Source organism: Actinophytocola sp. (genome assembly GCF_035634895.1).
In the GTDB taxonomy this organism is placed as follows: Bacteria; Actinomycetota; Actinomycetes; order Mycobacteriales; family Pseudonocardiaceae; genus Actinophytocola.
The window spans coordinates 29,901-47,745 of sequence record NZ_DASQCC010000271.1; the positions used below are offsets into that span (position 1 = coordinate 29,901).

13 protein-coding genes are annotated in these 17,845 nt (G+C 66.7%); 11 read left to right on the forward strand and 2 right to left on the reverse strand.

The genetic code is table 11. The features are described 5' to 3' along the window. Positions 1 to 141: 141 nt before the first annotated feature. On the reverse strand, positions 142 to 1,071 hold the full coding sequence (locus VET29_RS41975) for an AraC family transcriptional regulator (RefSeq protein WP_324932441.1): 930 nt from the start codon (positions 1,069 to 1,071) through the stop codon (positions 142 to 144). 222 nt (positions 1,072 to 1,293) lie between these two features. Between VET29_RS41975 and VET29_RS41980 the strand changes: the two genes are divergently transcribed. From VET29_RS41980 to VET29_RS41990, 3 genes are all read left to right on the forward strand, one after another. Continuing rightward, complete coding sequence (locus VET29_RS41980) at positions 1,294 to 2,865, forward strand: nitrilase-related carbon-nitrogen hydrolase (RefSeq protein ID WP_324932444.1); 1,572 nt, start codon at positions 1,294 to 1,296, stop codon at positions 2,863 to 2,865. A 303-nt stretch (positions 2,866 to 3,168) separates the two neighbouring features. After that, complete coding sequence (locus VET29_RS41985; protein WP_324932447.1) at positions 3,169 to 3,579, forward strand: hypothetical protein; 411 nt, start codon at positions 3,169 to 3,171, stop codon at positions 3,577 to 3,579. Positions 3,580 to 3,666: 87 nt separating this feature from the next. Further along, positions 3,667 to 4,203, forward strand: coding sequence for a hypothetical protein (locus tag VET29_RS41990; RefSeq protein ID WP_324932450.1), 537 nt, complete (start codon positions 3,667 to 3,669; stop codon positions 4,201 to 4,203). A 259-nt stretch (positions 4,204 to 4,462) separates the two neighbouring features. Here the strand turns inward: VET29_RS41990 and VET29_RS41995 are convergent, their stop codons facing one another. Then, the gene (locus VET29_RS41995) at positions 4,463 to 6,364 is read right to left on the reverse strand and encodes a hypothetical protein (RefSeq protein ID WP_324932453.1); all 1,902 of its coding nucleotides are present in this window, start codon (positions 6,362 to 6,364) and stop codon (positions 4,463 to 4,465) included. A gap of 290 nt (positions 6,365 to 6,654) precedes the next feature. Here VET29_RS41995 and VET29_RS42000 point away from each other — a divergent pair, with 290 nt between their 5' ends. The 8 genes from VET29_RS42000 to VET29_RS42035 all read left to right on the forward strand — a co-directional run bounded on the left by VET29_RS42000 (position 6,655) and on the right by VET29_RS42035 (position 16,950). Continuing rightward, complete coding sequence (locus VET29_RS42000) at positions 6,655 to 8,115, forward strand: AfsR/SARP family transcriptional regulator (RefSeq protein WP_324932456.1); 1,461 nt, start codon at positions 6,655 to 6,657, stop codon at positions 8,113 to 8,115. 104 nt (positions 8,116 to 8,219) lie between these two features. Beyond that, positions 8,220 to 9,473 carry an MFS transporter gene (locus VET29_RS42005; protein ID WP_324932458.1) on the forward strand — a complete coding sequence of 418 codons (1,254 nt, stop codon included), beginning with the start codon at positions 8,220 to 8,222 and terminating at the stop codon, positions 9,471 to 9,473. 39 nt (positions 9,474 to 9,512) lie between these two features. Next, entirely contained in the window at positions 9,513 to 11,042 is a 1,530-nt protein-coding gene (locus tag VET29_RS42010; protein WP_324932461.1) for a pyridoxal phosphate-dependent decarboxylase family protein, read from the forward strand. Next, positions 11,039 to 11,752 carry a nucleotidyltransferase domain-containing protein gene (locus VET29_RS42015; protein ID WP_324932464.1) on the forward strand — a complete coding sequence of 238 codons (714 nt, stop codon included), beginning with the start codon at positions 11,039 to 11,041 and terminating at the stop codon, positions 11,750 to 11,752. Before VET29_RS42010 ends, VET29_RS42015 begins: the two co-directional genes overlap by 4 nt. Next, positions 11,745 to 13,541, forward strand: a complete 1,797-nt coding sequence (locus tag VET29_RS42020) for a non-ribosomal peptide synthetase (RefSeq protein ID WP_324932467.1) — start codon at positions 11,745 to 11,747, stop codon at positions 13,539 to 13,541. Before VET29_RS42015 ends, VET29_RS42020 begins: the two co-directional genes overlap by 8 nt. Further along, positions 13,541 to 14,944: a condensation domain-containing protein gene (locus tag VET29_RS42025; protein WP_324932470.1), complete on the forward strand. Its 1,404-nt coding sequence runs from the start codon at positions 13,541 to 13,543 to the stop codon at positions 14,942 to 14,944. Before VET29_RS42020 ends, VET29_RS42025 begins: the two co-directional genes overlap by 1 nt. Beyond that, complete coding sequence (locus VET29_RS42030) at positions 14,941 to 16,188, forward strand: ATP-grasp domain-containing protein (RefSeq protein WP_324932473.1); 1,248 nt, start codon at positions 14,941 to 14,943, stop codon at positions 16,186 to 16,188. Before VET29_RS42025 ends, VET29_RS42030 begins: the two co-directional genes overlap by 4 nt. 612 nt (positions 16,189 to 16,800) lie before the next feature. Further along, on the forward strand, positions 16,801 to 16,950 hold the full coding sequence (locus VET29_RS42035) for a hypothetical protein (protein WP_324932476.1): 150 nt from the start codon (positions 16,801 to 16,803) through the stop codon (positions 16,948 to 16,950). Positions 16,951 to 17,845: the final 895 nt, after the last annotated feature.

Here is a 17,845-nt window from a genome sequence, read left to right on the forward strand (position 1 = left end):
GCCGTGCGATCTGAACGCGACGGTGAGCCGGGAGACCGCCGCCGCGGCGATGCTGAGGCTGAGGCGCCACAGTTTCTCGGTGCGGTGGCCCTGCCGCTGGCCGGATAGCCGGAGCCCGGCCGCCGAAGCTGGTGAGAGCAGTCAACTGTTCGCGACGCGGTACGCGCCGGGTGGACGTCCGGTCCATCGGCGGAACGCCCGGCGGAAGGCGCTGGCCTCCGAGAAACCCAGCCGTCGCGCCAGATCCTCGACCGTCTCCTGGCCAAGGGTCAGGCTGGCGACGGCGGCGTCGCGCAGTAGATCTTCCTTGAGCTGTCTGATCGACGTGTGTTCCGTCCGCAACAGCCTGCGCAGGTGTTGGGTGCTCACGTTCAGCCGGGTCGCGATGTCGTCGGGCGTCGGCCAGGTTCCGCGCAGTCCGCGCTCGAGGATTGTGCGCACCTGGTCCGCGGTCAACGATCCGTAGTCGCGGGTGGCGAACCAGACGTTCGGCTGGTCCGTGAGGTAGTCGGCGAGGTCCTGCTCGTCCCGGATCAGGGGAGCGGCCAGCAGCCCGCGGTCGAAGGCCAGGGCGAGCCGGTCGGCATCGAAGGTGGGGTGACGGCCGAAAACGATCTCGTAGTCCGCGGCGTACGCGGGCGCGGGCCACGGCAGGTGCAGCTCACGCAGGCCGATACGTCGCCCGGCCAGCCAGCCCAGCACCCGGTGGATCAGCGCGGCGACCAGTTCGGCCGCCAGATGTTCGGAGTCGTCCAGCCGGCTGATGTCGATCTCGACGTCGACGAGCACGTCGTCCACCGTCACCCGCAGCCGCGGCATGCCGGCGAGCACGTCACCGGCCTCGGCCAGCCGCCCCAGCGCGGCCCGCAGGTCCGGTGCGTGGATCACCGAACGCATCACGAGCTGGAACGAGCCCAGTGGGGTGGGTGGTCCCAGCCCGAAGAGCTCGTCTCCGGTCAGCATCCACAGTTCCTGCGTCAGTTCCGCCAGCTGAGCGATCGTCACACCGGAGTCACGCGGCAGGCCGTGCGCGTCGACCGGGATTCGCGCCCGGCGAAGCAGAGAGACCACGTCGAGTCCCTGCCGCGCACCGATCCCCGCCAAGCGGCGGACCACGTCACCTGGCTGCGCCGTGCTGCACACGGCCTTCACCTTATCCAGGCGGACGCGGCATTGCGCGAAACGGTCATGGCAGGCGCTAACTACGGTTCTCCTCTGGACCTGGACGGATCCGTAGCGTCCTCAGCATCTTCGTCCTGATCATTCGAGTCGACCACCCGTCCGAGAGGTCCCATGGCAACCACCACCACGACCGAGCAGGCACTGCCCGGAGCCGGCCGTCCGCCGCGATTCGCCCGCGTGGCTGTCCTGCGGCGAAACCCGTACTCCTGGCTGGCGATCGGATCGCTCCTGCAACTGTTCGCCGTCGGCGGCCGCTGGGATCTGCCGCTGGCCGCGTGGTTCTTCCAGATCTTCCTGATCCGGTTCCTCCGGGCCGGCCGGGCGGTGCCGGGGCTTGTCCTGGTGTGGCTCGTCGGCGTCGGCGGGGCCCTGTTCTGGGTGTGGCAGCTCGCGGTGCCGATGACAGTCCTGACCTTCGCCGGTGCCCTGTTGCTCGGGTCGGCCGGCCTCGTGCCCTTCGCCGTGGACCGTCTGGTGTGTCGAAGGATCGGTTGGGTGGGCAGGCTCCTCGCCTTCCCCGCCTCACTGACCGCCGTCGCGTTCCTGCTCGGCACGTTGAACCCCTTCGGCACCGCCTACGGGTTGCTGGCGTTCACCCAGCACGAGAACCTCGCGCTGCTCCAGGTGCTTTCCGTCGCCGGGCCCTACTCCATCGCCTTCCTGATCGGCGTCGTCGCCACGGCGGCCAACCATCTGTGGGAACACGGCGTGTCCTGGCGTGGCATTCGGCCGGCCGTCGCTGTCGTCACCGGTCTCACCGTGGTGATCGTGGGCGGGCAGGCGAGGTTGGCCTTCGCGCCCGCACCGGGTTTGTCCACGGTGCGCATCGCGGGCATCAACCCGAGCAAGGCGTCGCTCACGGAGGCCCGACGGCTACTCGGCACGGATCCGACCGACCTCGAAAGCGTGCACCGGGTCGACGTGGCCACGGTGCGGGCTGCCTCCGATGTGCTCACCCGCCAGTTGTTCGCCGATACCAGACAGGCGGCCAGAGCGGGCGCGAAGATCGTCTTCTGGTCCGAGAACGCCGCGCGGATACGGTCCGAGGACGAACGGCGGTTCCTGGCCGATGCGGCCGCTCTCGCCCGGGAGGAGGGTGTCTACCTCGACATCGGCGCGAACATCCTCCTGCCGGATGCCCCCTACGGACGGGATCAGACGGTTCTCATCGGACCGGACGGGACCGTGTTGTGGACGTACCAGAAGAGCCACCCGATCCCCGGTCTGGAGCGCTACAAGCCCGGCGAGCAACCGGCACCCGTCGTCGACACCCCTTACGGGCGCCTGTCCAACGTCATCTGCTACGACGCGGATTTCCCGGCCATGATGCGCGTCGACGCGGACATCATGCTCGTACCCGGCGGTGACTGGCCCGAGATGGGCCGTGTCCACACCAGGATGGCGGGGCTGCGGGCCATCGAGAACGGCTATTCCCTGGTACGGCAGGACTTCAACGGTTCCTCACAGGCATTCGACAACCGGGGCCGCGTTCTGTCCATTCAGGACACCACCTCGGGCGACGGTCCGCCGTGGATCGTGGACGTCCCCACGGGTGGGGTGACCACCCCGTACCGCGTCCTGGGCGATGTCTTCGCATGGCTGTGCACGGGGCTGACCCTCGCCGTCATCGGCCTGGCCGTCCGGCGGTCCCGGCGTACTGGTTGGCACGAGAGCAGGGAATGAGGAAACCCCGCGGAGAACCGTTTAGCCACAACCGTTCGACGGTACGGCCCGGGCCTCGTCCTGAAGCCAGGTGTGTGCCGGGTCGCCGTCGTAGCGCTGATGCCAGGCGAGCCGGATCGGGACCGGCGACATGTCGAGGGGGAGGGGCAACGCGACCAGTCCGAAGTCGGCGAGCAGTCCGCGGCTGGTGATGTCGGGAACCGTGACGACGAGGTCGCTCAGCCGTGCCAGCTAGTGAGCAACTCGTCGACTGGGCTGGCGGTTCGCGGGTCGCCGTCGGCAGTGCGGCAGGACGGTCAGATCGTGCCCGCCGACGTCACCACATTCAACCCGACAATAGCGTGGGCGGCCGGGGAAATCATCTCAACGCCGGCGGAGGTCAACGAGTTCTTCCGGGCGTTGATGACTGGACGTCTGTTGTCCCGGACATTGCTGGAACAAATGCTGTCTCCCTCTGCCGGACCCGGATACGCCCTGGGGATCGGCCGGTTCCCGCTTCCGTGCGGAGACACGCTGTGGGGCCACACCGGCAGCTTCTTCGGCTACCAGACGTTCGCGCTGACCAGTGCGGATGGGCTGCGCCAGCTGACCGTGTCGGCCAACCCGTTGGATGGCAACCCGGGGCGCGCGATCTCCGCCCTCGCGCAGACCGCGTTCTGCGGATCGGCGGCGGCAACCTCGGTTCCACTGTGGTTACCTGAAATGGCGATTTGACCTCCGGTCAGATGGGTGGCACCGATTTCGGTGCCACCCATTTTTTCGCAACCGTTCCGCAACCGCTCGTGCCGTACCCATACGGCTATGACCAACAAATATGTGGCCCGTGTGCTGGCGGCGGCGACCTTCGCGGTGTTGGTGGGTGCGTGTGCGGGCAACGCGAACACCGGCAGCGGGGTGGCTTCGCTGTCGGACAGCAACCAGCCGTCGGCGCAGCAGCAGGGCTCGGACGGCAAGACCGACGAGGACAGGAACCGCGAGTTCGCCAAGTGCATGCGCGAGCACGGGGTGGACGTGCCAGACCCGGAGCCCGGCCAGGGGGGCATCACGATCAAAGAGCGCGATCTCGAGAAGGTGCGGCCGGCCCAGGAGGCGTGCCAGCACCTGCTCCCCAACGGCGGCGTGCCGGAGAAGATGGACCCCGAGGAGCTGGACAAGGCTCGCCAGCAGGCCAAGTGCTTGCGCGAGCACGGGATCGACGTGACCGACCCGGACCCGAACAACCCGGGCATCCGGCCACCCGATGGCGTCGACCAGGACAAGATGAGAGCGGCGATGGAGGCGTGCCGCCCGAACGACGCACCCGACGACGGGCAGGTCCACACCGGGACGAACGGGTAGGGCTGTCGCCCGCAGTGGTGCCGGCGACACCGCAGGCACCACCACCGGTGGCGACGGCCGAGATGGTTCGGACCAACCCGTCCCAGCAGGAGAACCTGACCGCGGTCGCAAGCAGGGCACGATCACCGGAGCCGCACACTGTGACCTGCCGCCGTGTCGTGATCACGGCTGCGGCGGCAGATCAACTCACGACATGCACGGCGTGCTACGTGTTTCGCGAGTTGTTCCCCGTGTTCGAGTTGCGGCACATCGCGTGGGTTCAGCTGCCGACGACGTGACCGCGCTTTGCCGCCGGCGTGTTTCCTGTGATTGGTCGATACCAGCAGCGCACGCCGGTGTGTACGCAACCACGTAGATGCGCGCCGATGACCTGGTCGGACTGGTCGATGGCGGTGATGGCGCGGCGGATCGCTCGGCCGACGGCCAGGCGGGCGCGTTCGCTGTTGTCCGCGAAGGTGCGTGGGCGTCCGCCACGGCGGGTGTTGGTTGCCAGCTCCGCCTGCAACCACGCGCGGTCCGGGCTGGTTTCGGGTAGCTCGGTCAGGCGCTGCCGGTACTGGTGGGTGGCTGTCCGGTCGAGCACAGCCTGCTCTGCCATGCTCCGCACCGCCTGAGGCAGTCTGTCCACCCCCGCCACCAGTTCAAGTGCGGCGATTTCGGCGCCCGGGTTGGTGATCAGGACGGCGAGGTGCAGCATGCCAACGCTGTGCTGGACGTACACCACTCGACCACCCAGTTCGACGCGCCATTTCCGGCCGTGGCGACCGCAGGTGGCCCGGGTCTCCGCGTTGGCGGCGGACTGGAGCGTGGCACTCTGCGCCGCGGCTCTGTCGCGTGCGACGGCCGCGGCCGCCTCGTCTCCCGGCTCGCCGCGGCGCTCGAGTGCCTCGGCGAGCCGCAGCCGCGAGTACAGCACGGCGGGCGAGTGTCCCAGGGCGAGGTTGTGCCGCACCGCACAGGTCAGGTGTTCCACCGCACGATCCATCTCACCCGAGGTCAGTGCGGCGACGCCGAGGGCGTGCTCGACCGAGCCAAAGCACGCCACGCCGATGGCGGCCATGATCGGTTGCCTGCGGTACGGCTCGAGCACCTGGTACAACTTCGCTGCCGCCTCCGCGCTGCCGATCAGGTTGGCGGCTTCCACGAAGCTGTACATGACCAGCAGCCAGGTACTTGAACGCGGCACGTCGCTCAACGTCGGGAAGAGCACGCTCGCCATCAGCTGCTTCGCCGTCTCGTGGTCACCGGTGGCCGCCGCCGCGACGGCACGCGCGGCGACGAAGGAGTTGTCCATCGCGCTGAGCTCGGGTGTGTGGGCCACTTCGGCCAGCATTGGCAGCAACTCGGTGAGACGGCCCTGGTACCAGCGGATCGCCCCTATGTGCGCGCCGTACCACGCCGCCGCGTTCACATCGCCCACCCGCATGCCGAGCTCGTAGCATTCCCGCGCGAGCTGCTCCGCCTCGGCCAACCGTCCGGCGCGGATCGTCAGCATCACCTCGATCGCGCTGGTCACGTACCCGACCGCCAGATGTTCGTCGTCGCCCAGCTCCGCACGTAGCTCCGCCAGCCGCCGGTGAGCGTGCGGATCACCGTCGAGAAACAGATCCACCGTCTGGTACAGCAACCCCATCAGCAGATGACCACGACCCCCGCCCCGACCCGCCTCACCGACCAACTCGTCGGCCAACTCCCGGCGTACCCGATTGTGGTCGGGCCCCCGCAGCGCATGATGAGCCACGCGCAGTGCCTCCGCGCGCGCGATCGGGTCGGACCAGCCCCGGACCTCATCCACCACCGGCAGCACATCGCTCGGTCGGCCGGTCCAGTCGGCCTCCTCGATCGCGACCCGGACCCGCACCCGCGACGCCAACACCGAGTCCGGCGCCAACACCGTCAACACGTGCCGCAGCCGCGCGCGTGCCAACCTCGACTCGGTCACCGTACGCCGCTCAGCCAGCCACCACCCGGCCGCGCCGAGCGCCGCCTCCGCCATCACCCGCACATCGCCGAGCCGCTCACCCTCGCGGTACGCAGCGTCGAACCAGTTCTGACCCGCGCGCAGGTCGCCATCGACCTCCAGCGCCCGCGCTCCACGTGCCAACAACACGTCCGCGTCCTGCGCCAACTCTTCTCCTGACGACCGCCGATCGGTCCGCATTCACCCTCCAGATCAACTGCTGTGCTCAGCCTGTCCGACTCACCCGACACCACAACGACTTCCGGCAACGGCCAGGACGGTCAAACCGGCGCCATCCTGGCCGAGCTGATCAACAATCCGTCCACAATCCGTTAACAGCCCCGCAACAGAGAAGCTCCGTCCTGAGACGGGCCGTAACAGGTGATCCCCGACACCTGCCGGGTTGACATGGAACGGAATGGAACGCCACCGGTCGTGAACTGCCCGACGAGCGGGGAGCTGGCGTCGGGGTCAGGAGAGGGGAAGAAATCGTGGAGTTCGGTGTCCTCGGGCCTTTGCGGGTCGTGGTGAATGGCCAGGCGGTGCGGCTCGGTGGCCCGCGACCCAGAGCCGTGCTCGGTGTGCTTCTGGTCCATGCCGGCGAATCGGTGTCGACGTCGGAGTTGATCGACCAGGTTTGGGGCGAGGAACCGCCGGCAACGGCGGTCACCGCGCTGCAGGTGCATGTTGCCGCGCTGCGGAAGGTCGTCGGCGGCCGCATCGCCACGACCCCGTCCGGTTACCGGCTGGACGTCGACGGCACGGAGATCGACGCGAACCGGTTCGAGCGGGTCGCCACGAGCGTGCGGCGGGAGGACGTTCTCCGAAGACCGCGCGAGGTCGAGGCGCGTCTGGCCGAGGCGTTGTCGTGGTGGCGGGGTGAACCGTATGCGGATGTCATGACGTCAACAGCCGTGCGGAGCGCCCGGCTACGCCTGGCCGAGTTGCGCATGTCCACCCATGAAGCCCGGTTGGAAGCCGCGGTGGTGTCGGGCCGGCACGCCGAGGCCGTGTCGGAGCTGGCCGGCATGGTCTCCGAGCATCCCACCCGGGAGCGACTGGCCGGGCTGCACATGCTCGCGCTGTACCGTTGCGGACGAATCGCCGACGCACGCGCCGCGTTCGCCAGGCTGCGACAGCGGCTTCGCCACGAGCTCGGTGTCGAGCCTGGCGAGGAAGTCGCGGCCTTGGACCGAGCGATCGGCCGACGTGATCCGACGCTGGCAGCTCCGCCGGAGATCGCCGCACCGTCGAGTCGGTTCATCGGCCGTCGCGCCGAACTCGACCGGCTGGCCATGCGGCTCGGGCGGACACGGCTGCTCACCATCACCGGGGTCGGTGGCGTCGGGAAGAGCCGACTGGCCATCGAGCTCGCGCGGGAGTTGGCAAGCGACCATCCCGATGGCTCCCACCGGATAGAGCTGGCGTCATCGCACGCCGACGGCGGGGTGGCCGAACGGCTCGCCACTCATCTCGGACGGTGGGCGAACGACGAGCGCTCGTGGACCACCTCACTGACCAAGCGCTTTGGTGCCGCACGCGCATTGCTCATCCTGGACAACGCCGAGCACGTCGCCGACGGCTGTGCCTGGCTCGCCCGCGAACTGCTCGCTCACTGCCCGGGCCTGCGGATCCTGGTGACCAGTCGCGAACCCCTCGGGTTGGCGGAGGAAGTCGTGGAACCATTGGGCGGTCTTGTCATCACCTCGACGGGCCGTCCCGATCGGAATGCCGACGCGGTCCGGCTGCTGGCCGACCGAGCCCAGGCAGCCCGGCCCGGATTCACCATCGCGGCAGGCGAACTCGCCGTCGCGACTCGGCTGTGCGGCCAACTGGACGGCCTTCCACTGGCCATCGAACAAGCCGCCGCGCAACTGCGCACCCGTTCGCTGACCGACATCGTCAGGCAGTTGGACCGGCAGTCTCTCGCGCAGCAGCCCGAATCCGCGTAGCCGGGCACCTTTGGCCAATCTTTGCCGGCGTCGCCGAGACTCTCCACCAGCAAACCGAGGCTATCAATCTTCCGCACGGCAATTCGTACGCGAAAGGTCCGGCAGTGTCTGAACTGAAGGCGATGGCGCCGGGCTCCGGCCGTGTGGTCGAGCCGCTGCGCAATCGCGACTTTCTGCTCCTGTGGACAGGACAGACACTGAGCGCGGTAGGAGATCCGGTCTTTCCGGTCGCGATCGCCTTCCTGGTCATGGATCGCCACCTGGGTGTCGCCGGTCTGGGGGCGGTGTTCGCCGCCCGGTCATTCGCCGTGGTTCTGGCGGTCCTTTTCGGAGGTGTGCTCGCCGACCGTTTCAAACGAAAACATGTGATGATCGGCGCCGACCTTCTCCGCGCCGGGGCGCTGTTGGGCATAGTGCTGCTCGCGAATTCGGCGGGCGCCGCGCTGGTGTCGACGTTCGCCTTCGTGATCGGACTCGGCGAGGCGATGTTCCGTCCGGCGTACTCGGCCCTCGTGCCGACACTGCTTCCGGCAGCCCACCTCCAGATGGCCAACTCGTTGACGAGCGTCAGCAGTCGCACCGCCGCGTTCGTCGGTCCGGCGCTCGCCGGCGTGCTCGTCGCGGTGGTGGGGCCGCGAACCAGTCTCGCGATCGATGCGGTGACCTTCCTGGCGAGCGTGCTGACGCTGTGGAAGGTCGCCGAGAAGTCGAGGCCGGCTGGCACGGTCGGTCAGAGCCTCCTGGCGCAGGCGCGGGAGGGTGTCCGGGTCATCCTTCGGCGGCGATGGGTCGCCATCGAGATCGGCGTGTCCGCCTTGCAGGTCGGTCTGTCGTTGGCGCCGTGGCTCGTCCTGCTGCCCGTGATCGCCTCGGGCTGGCTGGGCGGTGAGTCCGCGTACGGCACGCTGTTGACCGCCATGGGGGGTGGGGCACTGATCGGCGCACTGGTCGCCGGCAGGCTGCGCGTCCGCAGCACCGGTGTGGTGGCGTGCCTGTCACTGCTGCCGTTCTCGTTGGCGCTCACCGCGTTGGCGGTACACGCGCCGCTCCCGGTCCTGGTGGTCCTGCACGTCGTGGCCGGTATGGGTGTGGAGATCTACGGGGTGCTCTGGGTGAGTGCGGTGCAGCTCGAGTTCGAGCCGGCCGTGCTCGGGCGCGTGTTCGCCGTCGATGAGCTCGGCAGCAAGGTGCTCCTGCCATTGGGCATGGTCGTCGTCGCCGCGCTGGCCGACGCGAGAACCAGCACGGTGGTCCTCCTCGTCGCCGCGGTCGTCAACGTGCTCACTTCGGTTCTGCCGCTGGTGTTGCGGGACGTTCGGGTCTTCGCCAGCTCAACTCCGGTCGTCGCCAAGTCGTGACTGGAAAACGAAACAATTCGAATCATGGGAGAGCGTGGGATGGAATCGCGAAACTTTCTTGGCCCGGGTGGACTGTCCGCCGACGAGGCGCGTGACCTGCTGCGCAAGGCGGTCGACGTCGGGCTGACGTTCAAGTATCGGCAGAATTTCGCAAACCAGCCGGATCCGGCCGCGCTCGACGCCATCGCCACCGAGCAGCTGCCTGCCGATGGACAGCCGCTCGACGACCTGCTGGACAGCATGGAGTCCGACTACCTGAAGCACATGCCGAACTTCGCGGCGCCGTCGTTCGCGGGCTTCCCCGACGCCGGCAACAGTGCGGCGGGTACCGCGGGGGCCGTCCTCGCCGAGCTCGTCAACGTCAACATGATCAACGCGGCGTTCTGTTCCCGTGGTGCGACCGAAATGGAGATAGCTCTCATCCGGTGGCTGCGGCAGCTGATCGGCTACTCGGTCGACGAGGCGGCGCCGGCAAGCGCGTTCGACGTCGGTGGGATCCCGACCGGCGGCGGCACCATGGCGAACTTCGCTGCCGTTCTCCTCGCCCGGGGACGCGCCATTCCCAACGTACGGGAACAAGGCCTCCAATCCGCATCCGGAAAGCTGCGCGTCCTACTACCGGAGCACATCGGCCACTACACCATCGGCGCGTCGTTGGCATGGTCGGGCCTGGGGCTGGACTCGGTGCTGTACGCGCCGGTCTCCGACTACCGGTACGACCTGACCGCGCTGCACCAGGTGCTTGCCGGGGCACGCGATCGCGGCGAGCAGGTCATCATGGCGGTCGCCTACGCAGGTGACAGCCGAACCATGACGATCGACAACCTCACGGCGATCGCGGAGATCGTCCGGAGCCACTTCCCCCGGGCGTGGCTGCACTGCGACGGCTGTCATGGGACGAGCCTGCTGTTCTCCGAGGCCCAACGCGGCAGGCTCGACGGACTGACCGAGTTCGACTCGGTCATGATGGATCCGCACAAGGTCCTTGCCGTGCCGTACACCAACTCGTTCGTGCTCCTGCGTGATCCCGCCGAGGCCGCTGTCATCAGCACGGAGTCGGAGCTGATTCTCCGGCAGGCTCGTTCGCTCGGCCAGATCACCCCGGCCACCGGCTCACGCGCGTTCCAGAGTCTGCGTACCTGGATGCTCATCAAGGCGATGGGCGTGTCGGGTATTGGCGAGATGATCGATCGCCGAATCGACAACGCCCGCAAGTTCGCCGAGATCATCGACGAAACCCCGGGACTCGTGCGCCTCAACGACGTGAGTATCAACTCCGTCATGTTCACACTGGACCCGTCCATGCGCGGCGCGCCGTTCGACGAGGACAATGCACAACGCTCCTCGGCTGTCACGGAGAACGTGTACCAGGAGATCCTGAAGGACGGCTTCGCGTACCTGCACAGCTTCCGGATCGCCGACACCGGAAACCGGCTCGGGCTGGGCAGAGCACACGTGCACCCGGCCCTCCGGTTCATGTCCGGGAACGCTCTGCTCCGCGTCGAGGACATGCACGAGATCGTCCAACACTGTCTCAACCTCGGCAAGCGTGTCGAGGTGTTGGCGTGAGCCCGGAATCGATGAGCGACCGCGCGCTCGACCACATGGTGTCCGCCGCGCGCCGGTTGGTGAAGGCACCTCGGGCCGTAGTCATCTATGGTTCGCACGCCGTGGGAACCGCGGGACCACGGTCTGATGTGGACGTTCTCGTCGTCGGCGAAGGAGGGGCGGACAGCGTCGACGGCCTGGCCGAGGCGCTGGTGGAGTTCAGCACACGGAACGGGATCGCGCTCGACGCCGAAGTACCCTATGCCAACAAGATCCTCTGTGGGTGGGAGGAACTGGAGTTGGCGGCGACGTGTCACGTGTTCGCCGGCGGTGCCCACGCCCGCCGTGTCTTCACGCCCGTCGATCGCCGGCCGGAGTTCCTTGCCTCGCCACTGATGCGGCAACGCCTGTTCCTCAACGTCCTGACCCAGCCGACGGTGAGCTGGACCGAGGACCGGCCGCGCTTACGTGCGATCCAAGCGAACGCCCGGACGAACCTGGTCGGCACCGCCGAAGAGACGCTGATGGCCACGGGCGGAACGGTGACGCTCGATTCGATGGTGGCGATCATGATCGGCGCTGACGGAGTATCCGGAAAGGACTACCTCGGATACCTGCCGGATCAACATACGCGTCGTCATCTGGGTGCCATGGTCAGGACGGTCCGTGACCTGTCCGCCGTGCCCGGTTCCGATCGAGCGTACGACAGCCAGGGGGTGTTCCATGAGTGATCCTGTCAAGGTGCTGGACGGCGACGAGTTCCAGCTGGTGGCGGAACTTCTCCGCACGGCGAGTCTTGCGCGGCCACTCGCGCCGGCGATCGTTGCCGGTGACCGACAGGTCTCGTACGCGGAGTTCCGTGGTCTCGTGGCGTCGGTCTCGCATCGGATGGCCGGCGCGGGTGTGGTGCCGGGCGATCGGGTGGCGGTCCTCTGCGACCGCTCTCCGGAGGTCATCGCGGCGTTCGTCGCCTGTCTGTCGATGGGAGTGTGCTACGTACCCATCGACGTCGCCCAGCCCGCTTCGCGTATACGGGAGATAGTGGGACGGTCCGCGGCCAGGGTGCTGTTGGGTACGCCGGAAAACTGGATGGACGCAGGCGCGCCGGCGCTGTCGTTGGTGGGTGCGGAAGGCGCCGACACCTGGGAAGTAGCCGATTTCCCGGCGTCCAGCGCCGGGTACATGATCTTCACGTCCGGCTCGACCGGCCGCCCCAAGGGGGTCCTGATCAGCCAGGCGAACCTGGCTTCCTATGTGCCCCGAGCGATTGACATGTACGCGATCCGTCAGGACGACCGGGTTCTGCAGGTCGCGTCCCTGGGCTTCGACTGGAGTGTCTCCGAGATACTCCCGACCCTGGCGGCCGGCGCGGCACTGGTACTCCGATCCAGTGAGACACTGACGTCGGCTGCCCACCTGGCGGAAGAGGTCGAACGCCACGGCGTGACCGTGGTACATCTACCCACGGCGGTGTGGCACGCGATCGTGCCCGATCTCGCGGAGGGCTCGGTCGACCTGCCGGCATCCGTGCGGCATGTGACCATCGGGGCCGAATCGGCGAGCCTGGCGGCCACCCGTGCGTGGGTCAGCAGGTTCGGCGACCGCGTCCGCCTCGTCAACACCTACGGGCCGACCGAGTGCACGGTGGAAGCGACGTACGTCGACCTGGCCGGACCGGGATCGATCGATGTCTTCTCCCGTGCCGTGGTGCCGATTGGTCGACCCATTCCGGGTTGCCATGTATATGTGCTCGACGACCACCTGGCGCCGGTTCGGCAGGGCGCGTCCGGTCGGATATTCATCGGCGGACGGGGTGTCGGTCAGGGTTATTTCCGGGATCCGGAGGAGACCGCTCGCCGGTTCGTGCTGGATCCGTTCCAGTCATCCGGCTCCACCATGTACGACACCGGGGACGTCGGACGCTGGAACGAGTTCGGTGAGCTCGAGTTCGTGGGCCGGAAGGACAACCAGGTCAAGATATCCGGGTTTCGTGTCGAGATCGAGGAAATCGAGTTCAACATCGCCGCGCACGAGGCGGTCAAGGAGGTTTCCGTCGTCGCCGACCGTGCCACGTCGACGCTCTCCGCGTTTGTCGTGCCGCGTTGGAACATCGGGACAGGGGAGCTCCGGTCCTGGCTGGGCGGACGGGTCCCGGTCCATATGGTTCCGACGCGATTCATGTTCGTGGAAGCGCTGCCCCGTACGGTGAACGACAAGGTGGATCGAACGGCGCTCGAGCGGCTCCTGCCCGATTCGGAGCCGTCCCTGCCGGTCGAACCCGCAACCGACGTGGAGTCGCGGATCACCGAGATCTGGATGAAGGTGCTCCGGCTGACTTCGGTCGACGTGACGGAGGACTTCTTCGAGCTTGGTGGGCACTCGCTCCTGGCCATGCGACTCGTCGGACAGATGAGCAAGCAACTTGGCAGCAGAGTCGAGCTGAACGACCTTTTCCAGGCGCGAACCATTCGCGGGCTCGCGAACCTCATTCGTGAACGAGTCGGCGTCAGGGAGAAGTGATGTCTTTCGAGATCGGCAATGAGCCGTCGGCGATCCGGACTCCGGTCACCAGTGTCCAGGAGTCCCGGTTGCGGTACCATGCCTGGGCCAGGTCGGAAGGAAAGAACCTCCGTTTTCTTGACGACTCCCTCTCGTTTCGCTTCGCGGGAGAGTTCGACGCCGGCGCGATGGAGCGAGCGGTTCAGGCGGTGTGCGCGCGTCATGACTCGTTGACCGCCACATATTACTATGCCAGTTCGGACGAACCGCCATACCAGGTACTGCGTCCCGAACACACGCCCCGCTTGGAATTCACGGATCTGGCGACGGAGGTTTCTGGGTCGACTGCGGAACGGGTCGAGGTTGCCCGTGCGGTCCTGTCCGCGAGTTCCCGGCAGAGACCGCCGTTCGATGCCGCTCCGCAGATGTTCGGCGACATCATTCGGCTGGGGCGTGACGACCATGTCGTCACCCTGTTCCATCCGTCGCTGATGATGGATCACTGGGGTTACGACGTTTTCGTGCGCGATCTTGCGGCGTACTACACGGCCTTCGCCGATGGTGTGACGCCGGCTCTCGAACCCTGCATGCCGTTCTCCGCGTACGCGCGGCTGGAACACGAGTCTCTTCGCAACGGCGCGTGGGACGACACAATCGAGTTCTGGCAGGAACACTATCGCGGTGAGTCGCCGCTGCCGACCTTTGCCCTGCCCGGCTTCGGCGACGACACGGCGCGCTTTCTGGCCGGCGACGAACTCACCGGCGAACTCTCGGACAGCACGGTGGCGGCGCTCCGCTCGGTGTGGCAGGAACTCGCCGCGGACGGGATCACCCCGTATGCGTTCATGTTGTCCGCCGTGCTCGTGTTGATGCACGGCCTGACCAAAGCCGACGACATCGGCATACTGGTGCCGTCGGCCAACAGGATGGACTGGGAGTACCAGGACACGGTCGGTCTGTTCGCGACCATCTCGGCACCCAGGTTCCGGGCGGTCGGTGACCGGACTTTTCACGAGCTGTGTTCGTCCGTCCGGAAGACCTTGCTGAGCACGCTCGATCATCAGCAGGTCTCCTACCACGAGATGATGAGGCGACTCGATCCCGCTCGGCATGGACGCAAGTCCTACGAACCCGCGCTGTACTTCGACTACTGGCTGGACGTTCCGGACGCCACCGAGCCCGTGTTCGGCGCGACGCGATCCGAACCCTTCTCGTTCAGCGAACCTCCTGCGGAGCAGGAAGGGATCGCCATCGTGTTCCATGACGATGGAGCGGAGTCGCTCACGTTCTCCCTGGCGTTCGCGCTCAGGATTCTGTCGAGGCCCAATGCCGAGCGACTGGCCCGCGATCTCGAGGTGATCGCGTTCAACGCGGCCGTGAAGCCGGCGGCAAGCGTGACCGAACTTCTTGGGATGCTCAGGTGACAGATCCGGACCGCCGGTCGGACAGCCTTGCGGTGCTCCTGGTGGTGTTCGACACCGGGTCCCTCTCTCCGCTGGAGATTGTGCGAGCGGCCGCGGGAATCTGCAGGCCCGTGTTCGTGGTTCCATCAACCGCCGTTGACGTGGGCGAGTTGGTGGAGCTGCTGACCAGGCTGGCGGCGGTTGTCGAGGTGCGCGCCGAATACCCCGATGTGGATCAACTTCGACGTCTTCGGCCTGCTGGGATCGTGACCTTCAGCGACTCCTGCCTGGAACTCTCCGCCACGCTGGCACGGGAACTCGGCTTGTGTTTTCATTCACCGGCCACAGCTGAGCGTCTGGCCAGCAAGTTGGCGCAGCGCCGGGCATTGGCGGAGAGTGGCCTGCCACCGATGCGGTTCGCCGCGGTCGAGTCACAGCCAGACATCGCCGCCGCGGTTCACCTCGTCGGAACGCCGGCCGTCATCAAGCCCATCCACGGTTCCGGTAGCCGGGACACCTATCGAGTGGACGACGACACCCAGGCGAGCGCGGTGCTGAACCACCTCGTCGAGCAGGGGGCCGACCAGCTGATCATCGAGGAGTTGCTCGTCGGTGATCCGACCGCCTGTGCGGACTGGGCGGACATAGTCTCCGTCGAGACTCTGTTCACCGACGGAAAACCCCACCATCTCGCGACAACCGGACGATTTTCGTTCGCGTCACCGTTTCGTGAGACCGGGTCCTTCATGCCTTCGACACTTGACCACGACGGCACGGCGGAGGCGTACGAACTGGCGGAGAGAGCCGCTGACGCGCTGGGCGTATCCGACGGATGTATACACACGGAGATGAAACGCACGCGTGCCGGCATGCGGATCATCGAGGTCAACGGCCGGCTCGGCGGCCTCGTCGCGTGGCTACTGCGGCGATCCGCGCAGCTGGACGTGGGCGCTCTTGTCATGCGAGCCGCACTTGGCGTTCCGGTTTCGGAATGGATCACGCCGGTGACGAAGGTGGCGTTCCAGAGGCTCCTGGTACCGCCGACGGATGCGGATCGCCTCGTTTCCGTCGACGGACTGAAACAGATTCGCACCATCGACGGCGTGGAGTCGGCCCAGATATGGGCACGGTCTGGTGACAAAGTCGACTGGACTCGCGGATATGACGCTCACCTCGGCGTCGTGTCAGGCGCCGCGCAGGACCACGTCGAACTGAGGTCGATTATAGATCGGATAGACAGTTCACTGGATCTGACGTTCATGTGATTCGGGATGTCTGGGCATGAAGACGGCTCGTACGGCGGCTTCGTCAGCTTCGTCGCCTTCGATGGCGATGAGGCCGCGGGTGGTGTCGTCGAGGGGAGCGCACCTGCTGCCAGCCCAAGACCGACCGCGGCGTCAGCGCGTAAGACGCGATCGAGATCGTGGCCGTCGTGGCGGCTAACCTCCCCGCGTGAGCTTGATCTTCAACCCCGGGGCTGGCGACAGCAGCCCCGGTTGATCATGGATGCAGCCCTTGGTTGATCATTTCGTCTTGCGACAGTACGAAGATCGAGACCAAGGGCTGCGGTGAGTGTGCACGATCCTGGCCGGGACACGGCGTTGGGGGAGCTTGTCGGGTTCCGTGAAGGGGTCGGGCCTTGACCCCGGATGTTGGACACCTGACACACTCGGGTCGTGATGGTCCGGGTGGACTGGAGTCCCGCATAGACGGTCGTGAAGCATTACCTGCTGGAATTCAAGGCCGAGGCGGTCGCGGTCTATCGGTCCCGACCGGGCACGACGGTCGTTGCGGTGGCCGGGGATCTCGGGGGCAAAAGCCGAGACGCTGCGGTCCTGGATCCGGATCGACGACGGACGACGCGCTGATTCCATCTCATGACCGGCGCGGCCCTGGCTGCCGCGCCGACGTCAGGCACACTGGAAAGTGAGGACGCTGAGCTGCTCAAGCGGGTCAGCGAGTTGGAGGAAGAACGCGAGATCTTGCGCAAGGCGGCCAAGTATTTCGCTGGGGAGACGCGCTGGTGAACCGCTTCCAGTTCGTCGCCGATCACCAGCGCCGCTACGGCGTGAAGCGGTAGTGCCACGTGATCGGCGTTGTCCGGTCCAGCTTCTACCATTGGAAGGCCACCTCGGCTGATCGGGCGTCCCGGGCGGCTGCCGATGACCGGCTGGCGGCCCAGATCCGCCGGTGCGGACCTCGAGATAGGCGTCCATCAACTGACCGACGGTCGCGTTTGTCCGCGGTGGCCGCGACTCGTCGACCCCGTTCAGCAGGCGGGTGAGCGCTTTCTGAGCCGCCTTGTCCTTGTTCAGTGTGCCGGCCGGGATGGTCTCGGTCAGGTAGTGCGGCCGTTTGGTGATCGGGTCCTGGCCAGTGTGGACCCGGACCCGCAAACGCGCCGCTACGGAGTGTGTCGATACTTCCTCGTTGGCGCCGGTTCGGCGACTTCGTGGCTTCCCCCATGACTCGAATGTATGTCACGAGACATGTCACGAAGATCATCAAACCGGCTCCGAGAAGGGTATTTTCCCAGGTCACACTGTGCGCGTCTTCGTGACTCGCTTTCGAACCCTAGTAGCCCCCTGTTGGCGCTGGTCAAAGGGTTGGAAGAAGTCCGTACGGGAGTAAACCACCAGGTAGAAGCGCTGGAGGTTGATTCGGCCATCGCTACGTCAGCTCGTGAGAACCGGATGTTGTCGCTTGGAGGAGGTAGCGGAACTGGTGGAGGTGTATCGACAAGGAGCGACAGAACCATCACTGGCTGAGCGGTTCGGGGCTCATCGGCACACGATCAGCAGACACCTGCACCAGGCTGGCGTGATCAAGCGGCCGAAGACCAAGATGACGGAGCGGCAGGTAGCACGAGCCATGGACTCTACGAAGCTGGATGGAGTACGCCACAGATCGGACGGGAGCTGG

Coding starts and splice junctions, on each gene's coding strand:
- VET29_RS41980 (WP_324932444.1), top strand. CDS start 1,294: ATGGCAACCACCACCACGACCGAGCAGGCACTGCCCGGAGCCGGCCGT.
- VET29_RS41990 (WP_324932450.1), top strand. CDS start 3,667: ATGACCAACAAATATGTGGCCCGTGTGCTGGCGGCGGCGACCTTCGCG.
- VET29_RS41995 (WP_324932453.1), bottom strand. CDS start 6,364: ATGCGGACCGATCGGCGGTCGTCAGGAGAAGAGTTGGCGCAGGACGCG.
- VET29_RS42010 (WP_324932461.1), top strand. CDS start 9,513: ATGGAATCGCGAAACTTTCTTGGCCCGGGTGGACTGTCCGCCGACGAG.
- VET29_RS42020 (WP_324932467.1), top strand. CDS start 11,745: ATGAGTGATCCTGTCAAGGTGCTGGACGGCGACGAGTTCCAGCTGGTG.
- VET29_RS42025 (WP_324932470.1), top strand. CDS start 13,541: ATGTCTTTCGAGATCGGCAATGAGCCGTCGGCGATCCGGACTCCGGTC.
- VET29_RS42035 (WP_324932476.1), top strand. CDS start 16,801: ATGACCGGCGCGGCCCTGGCTGCCGCGCCGACGTCAGGCACACTGGAA.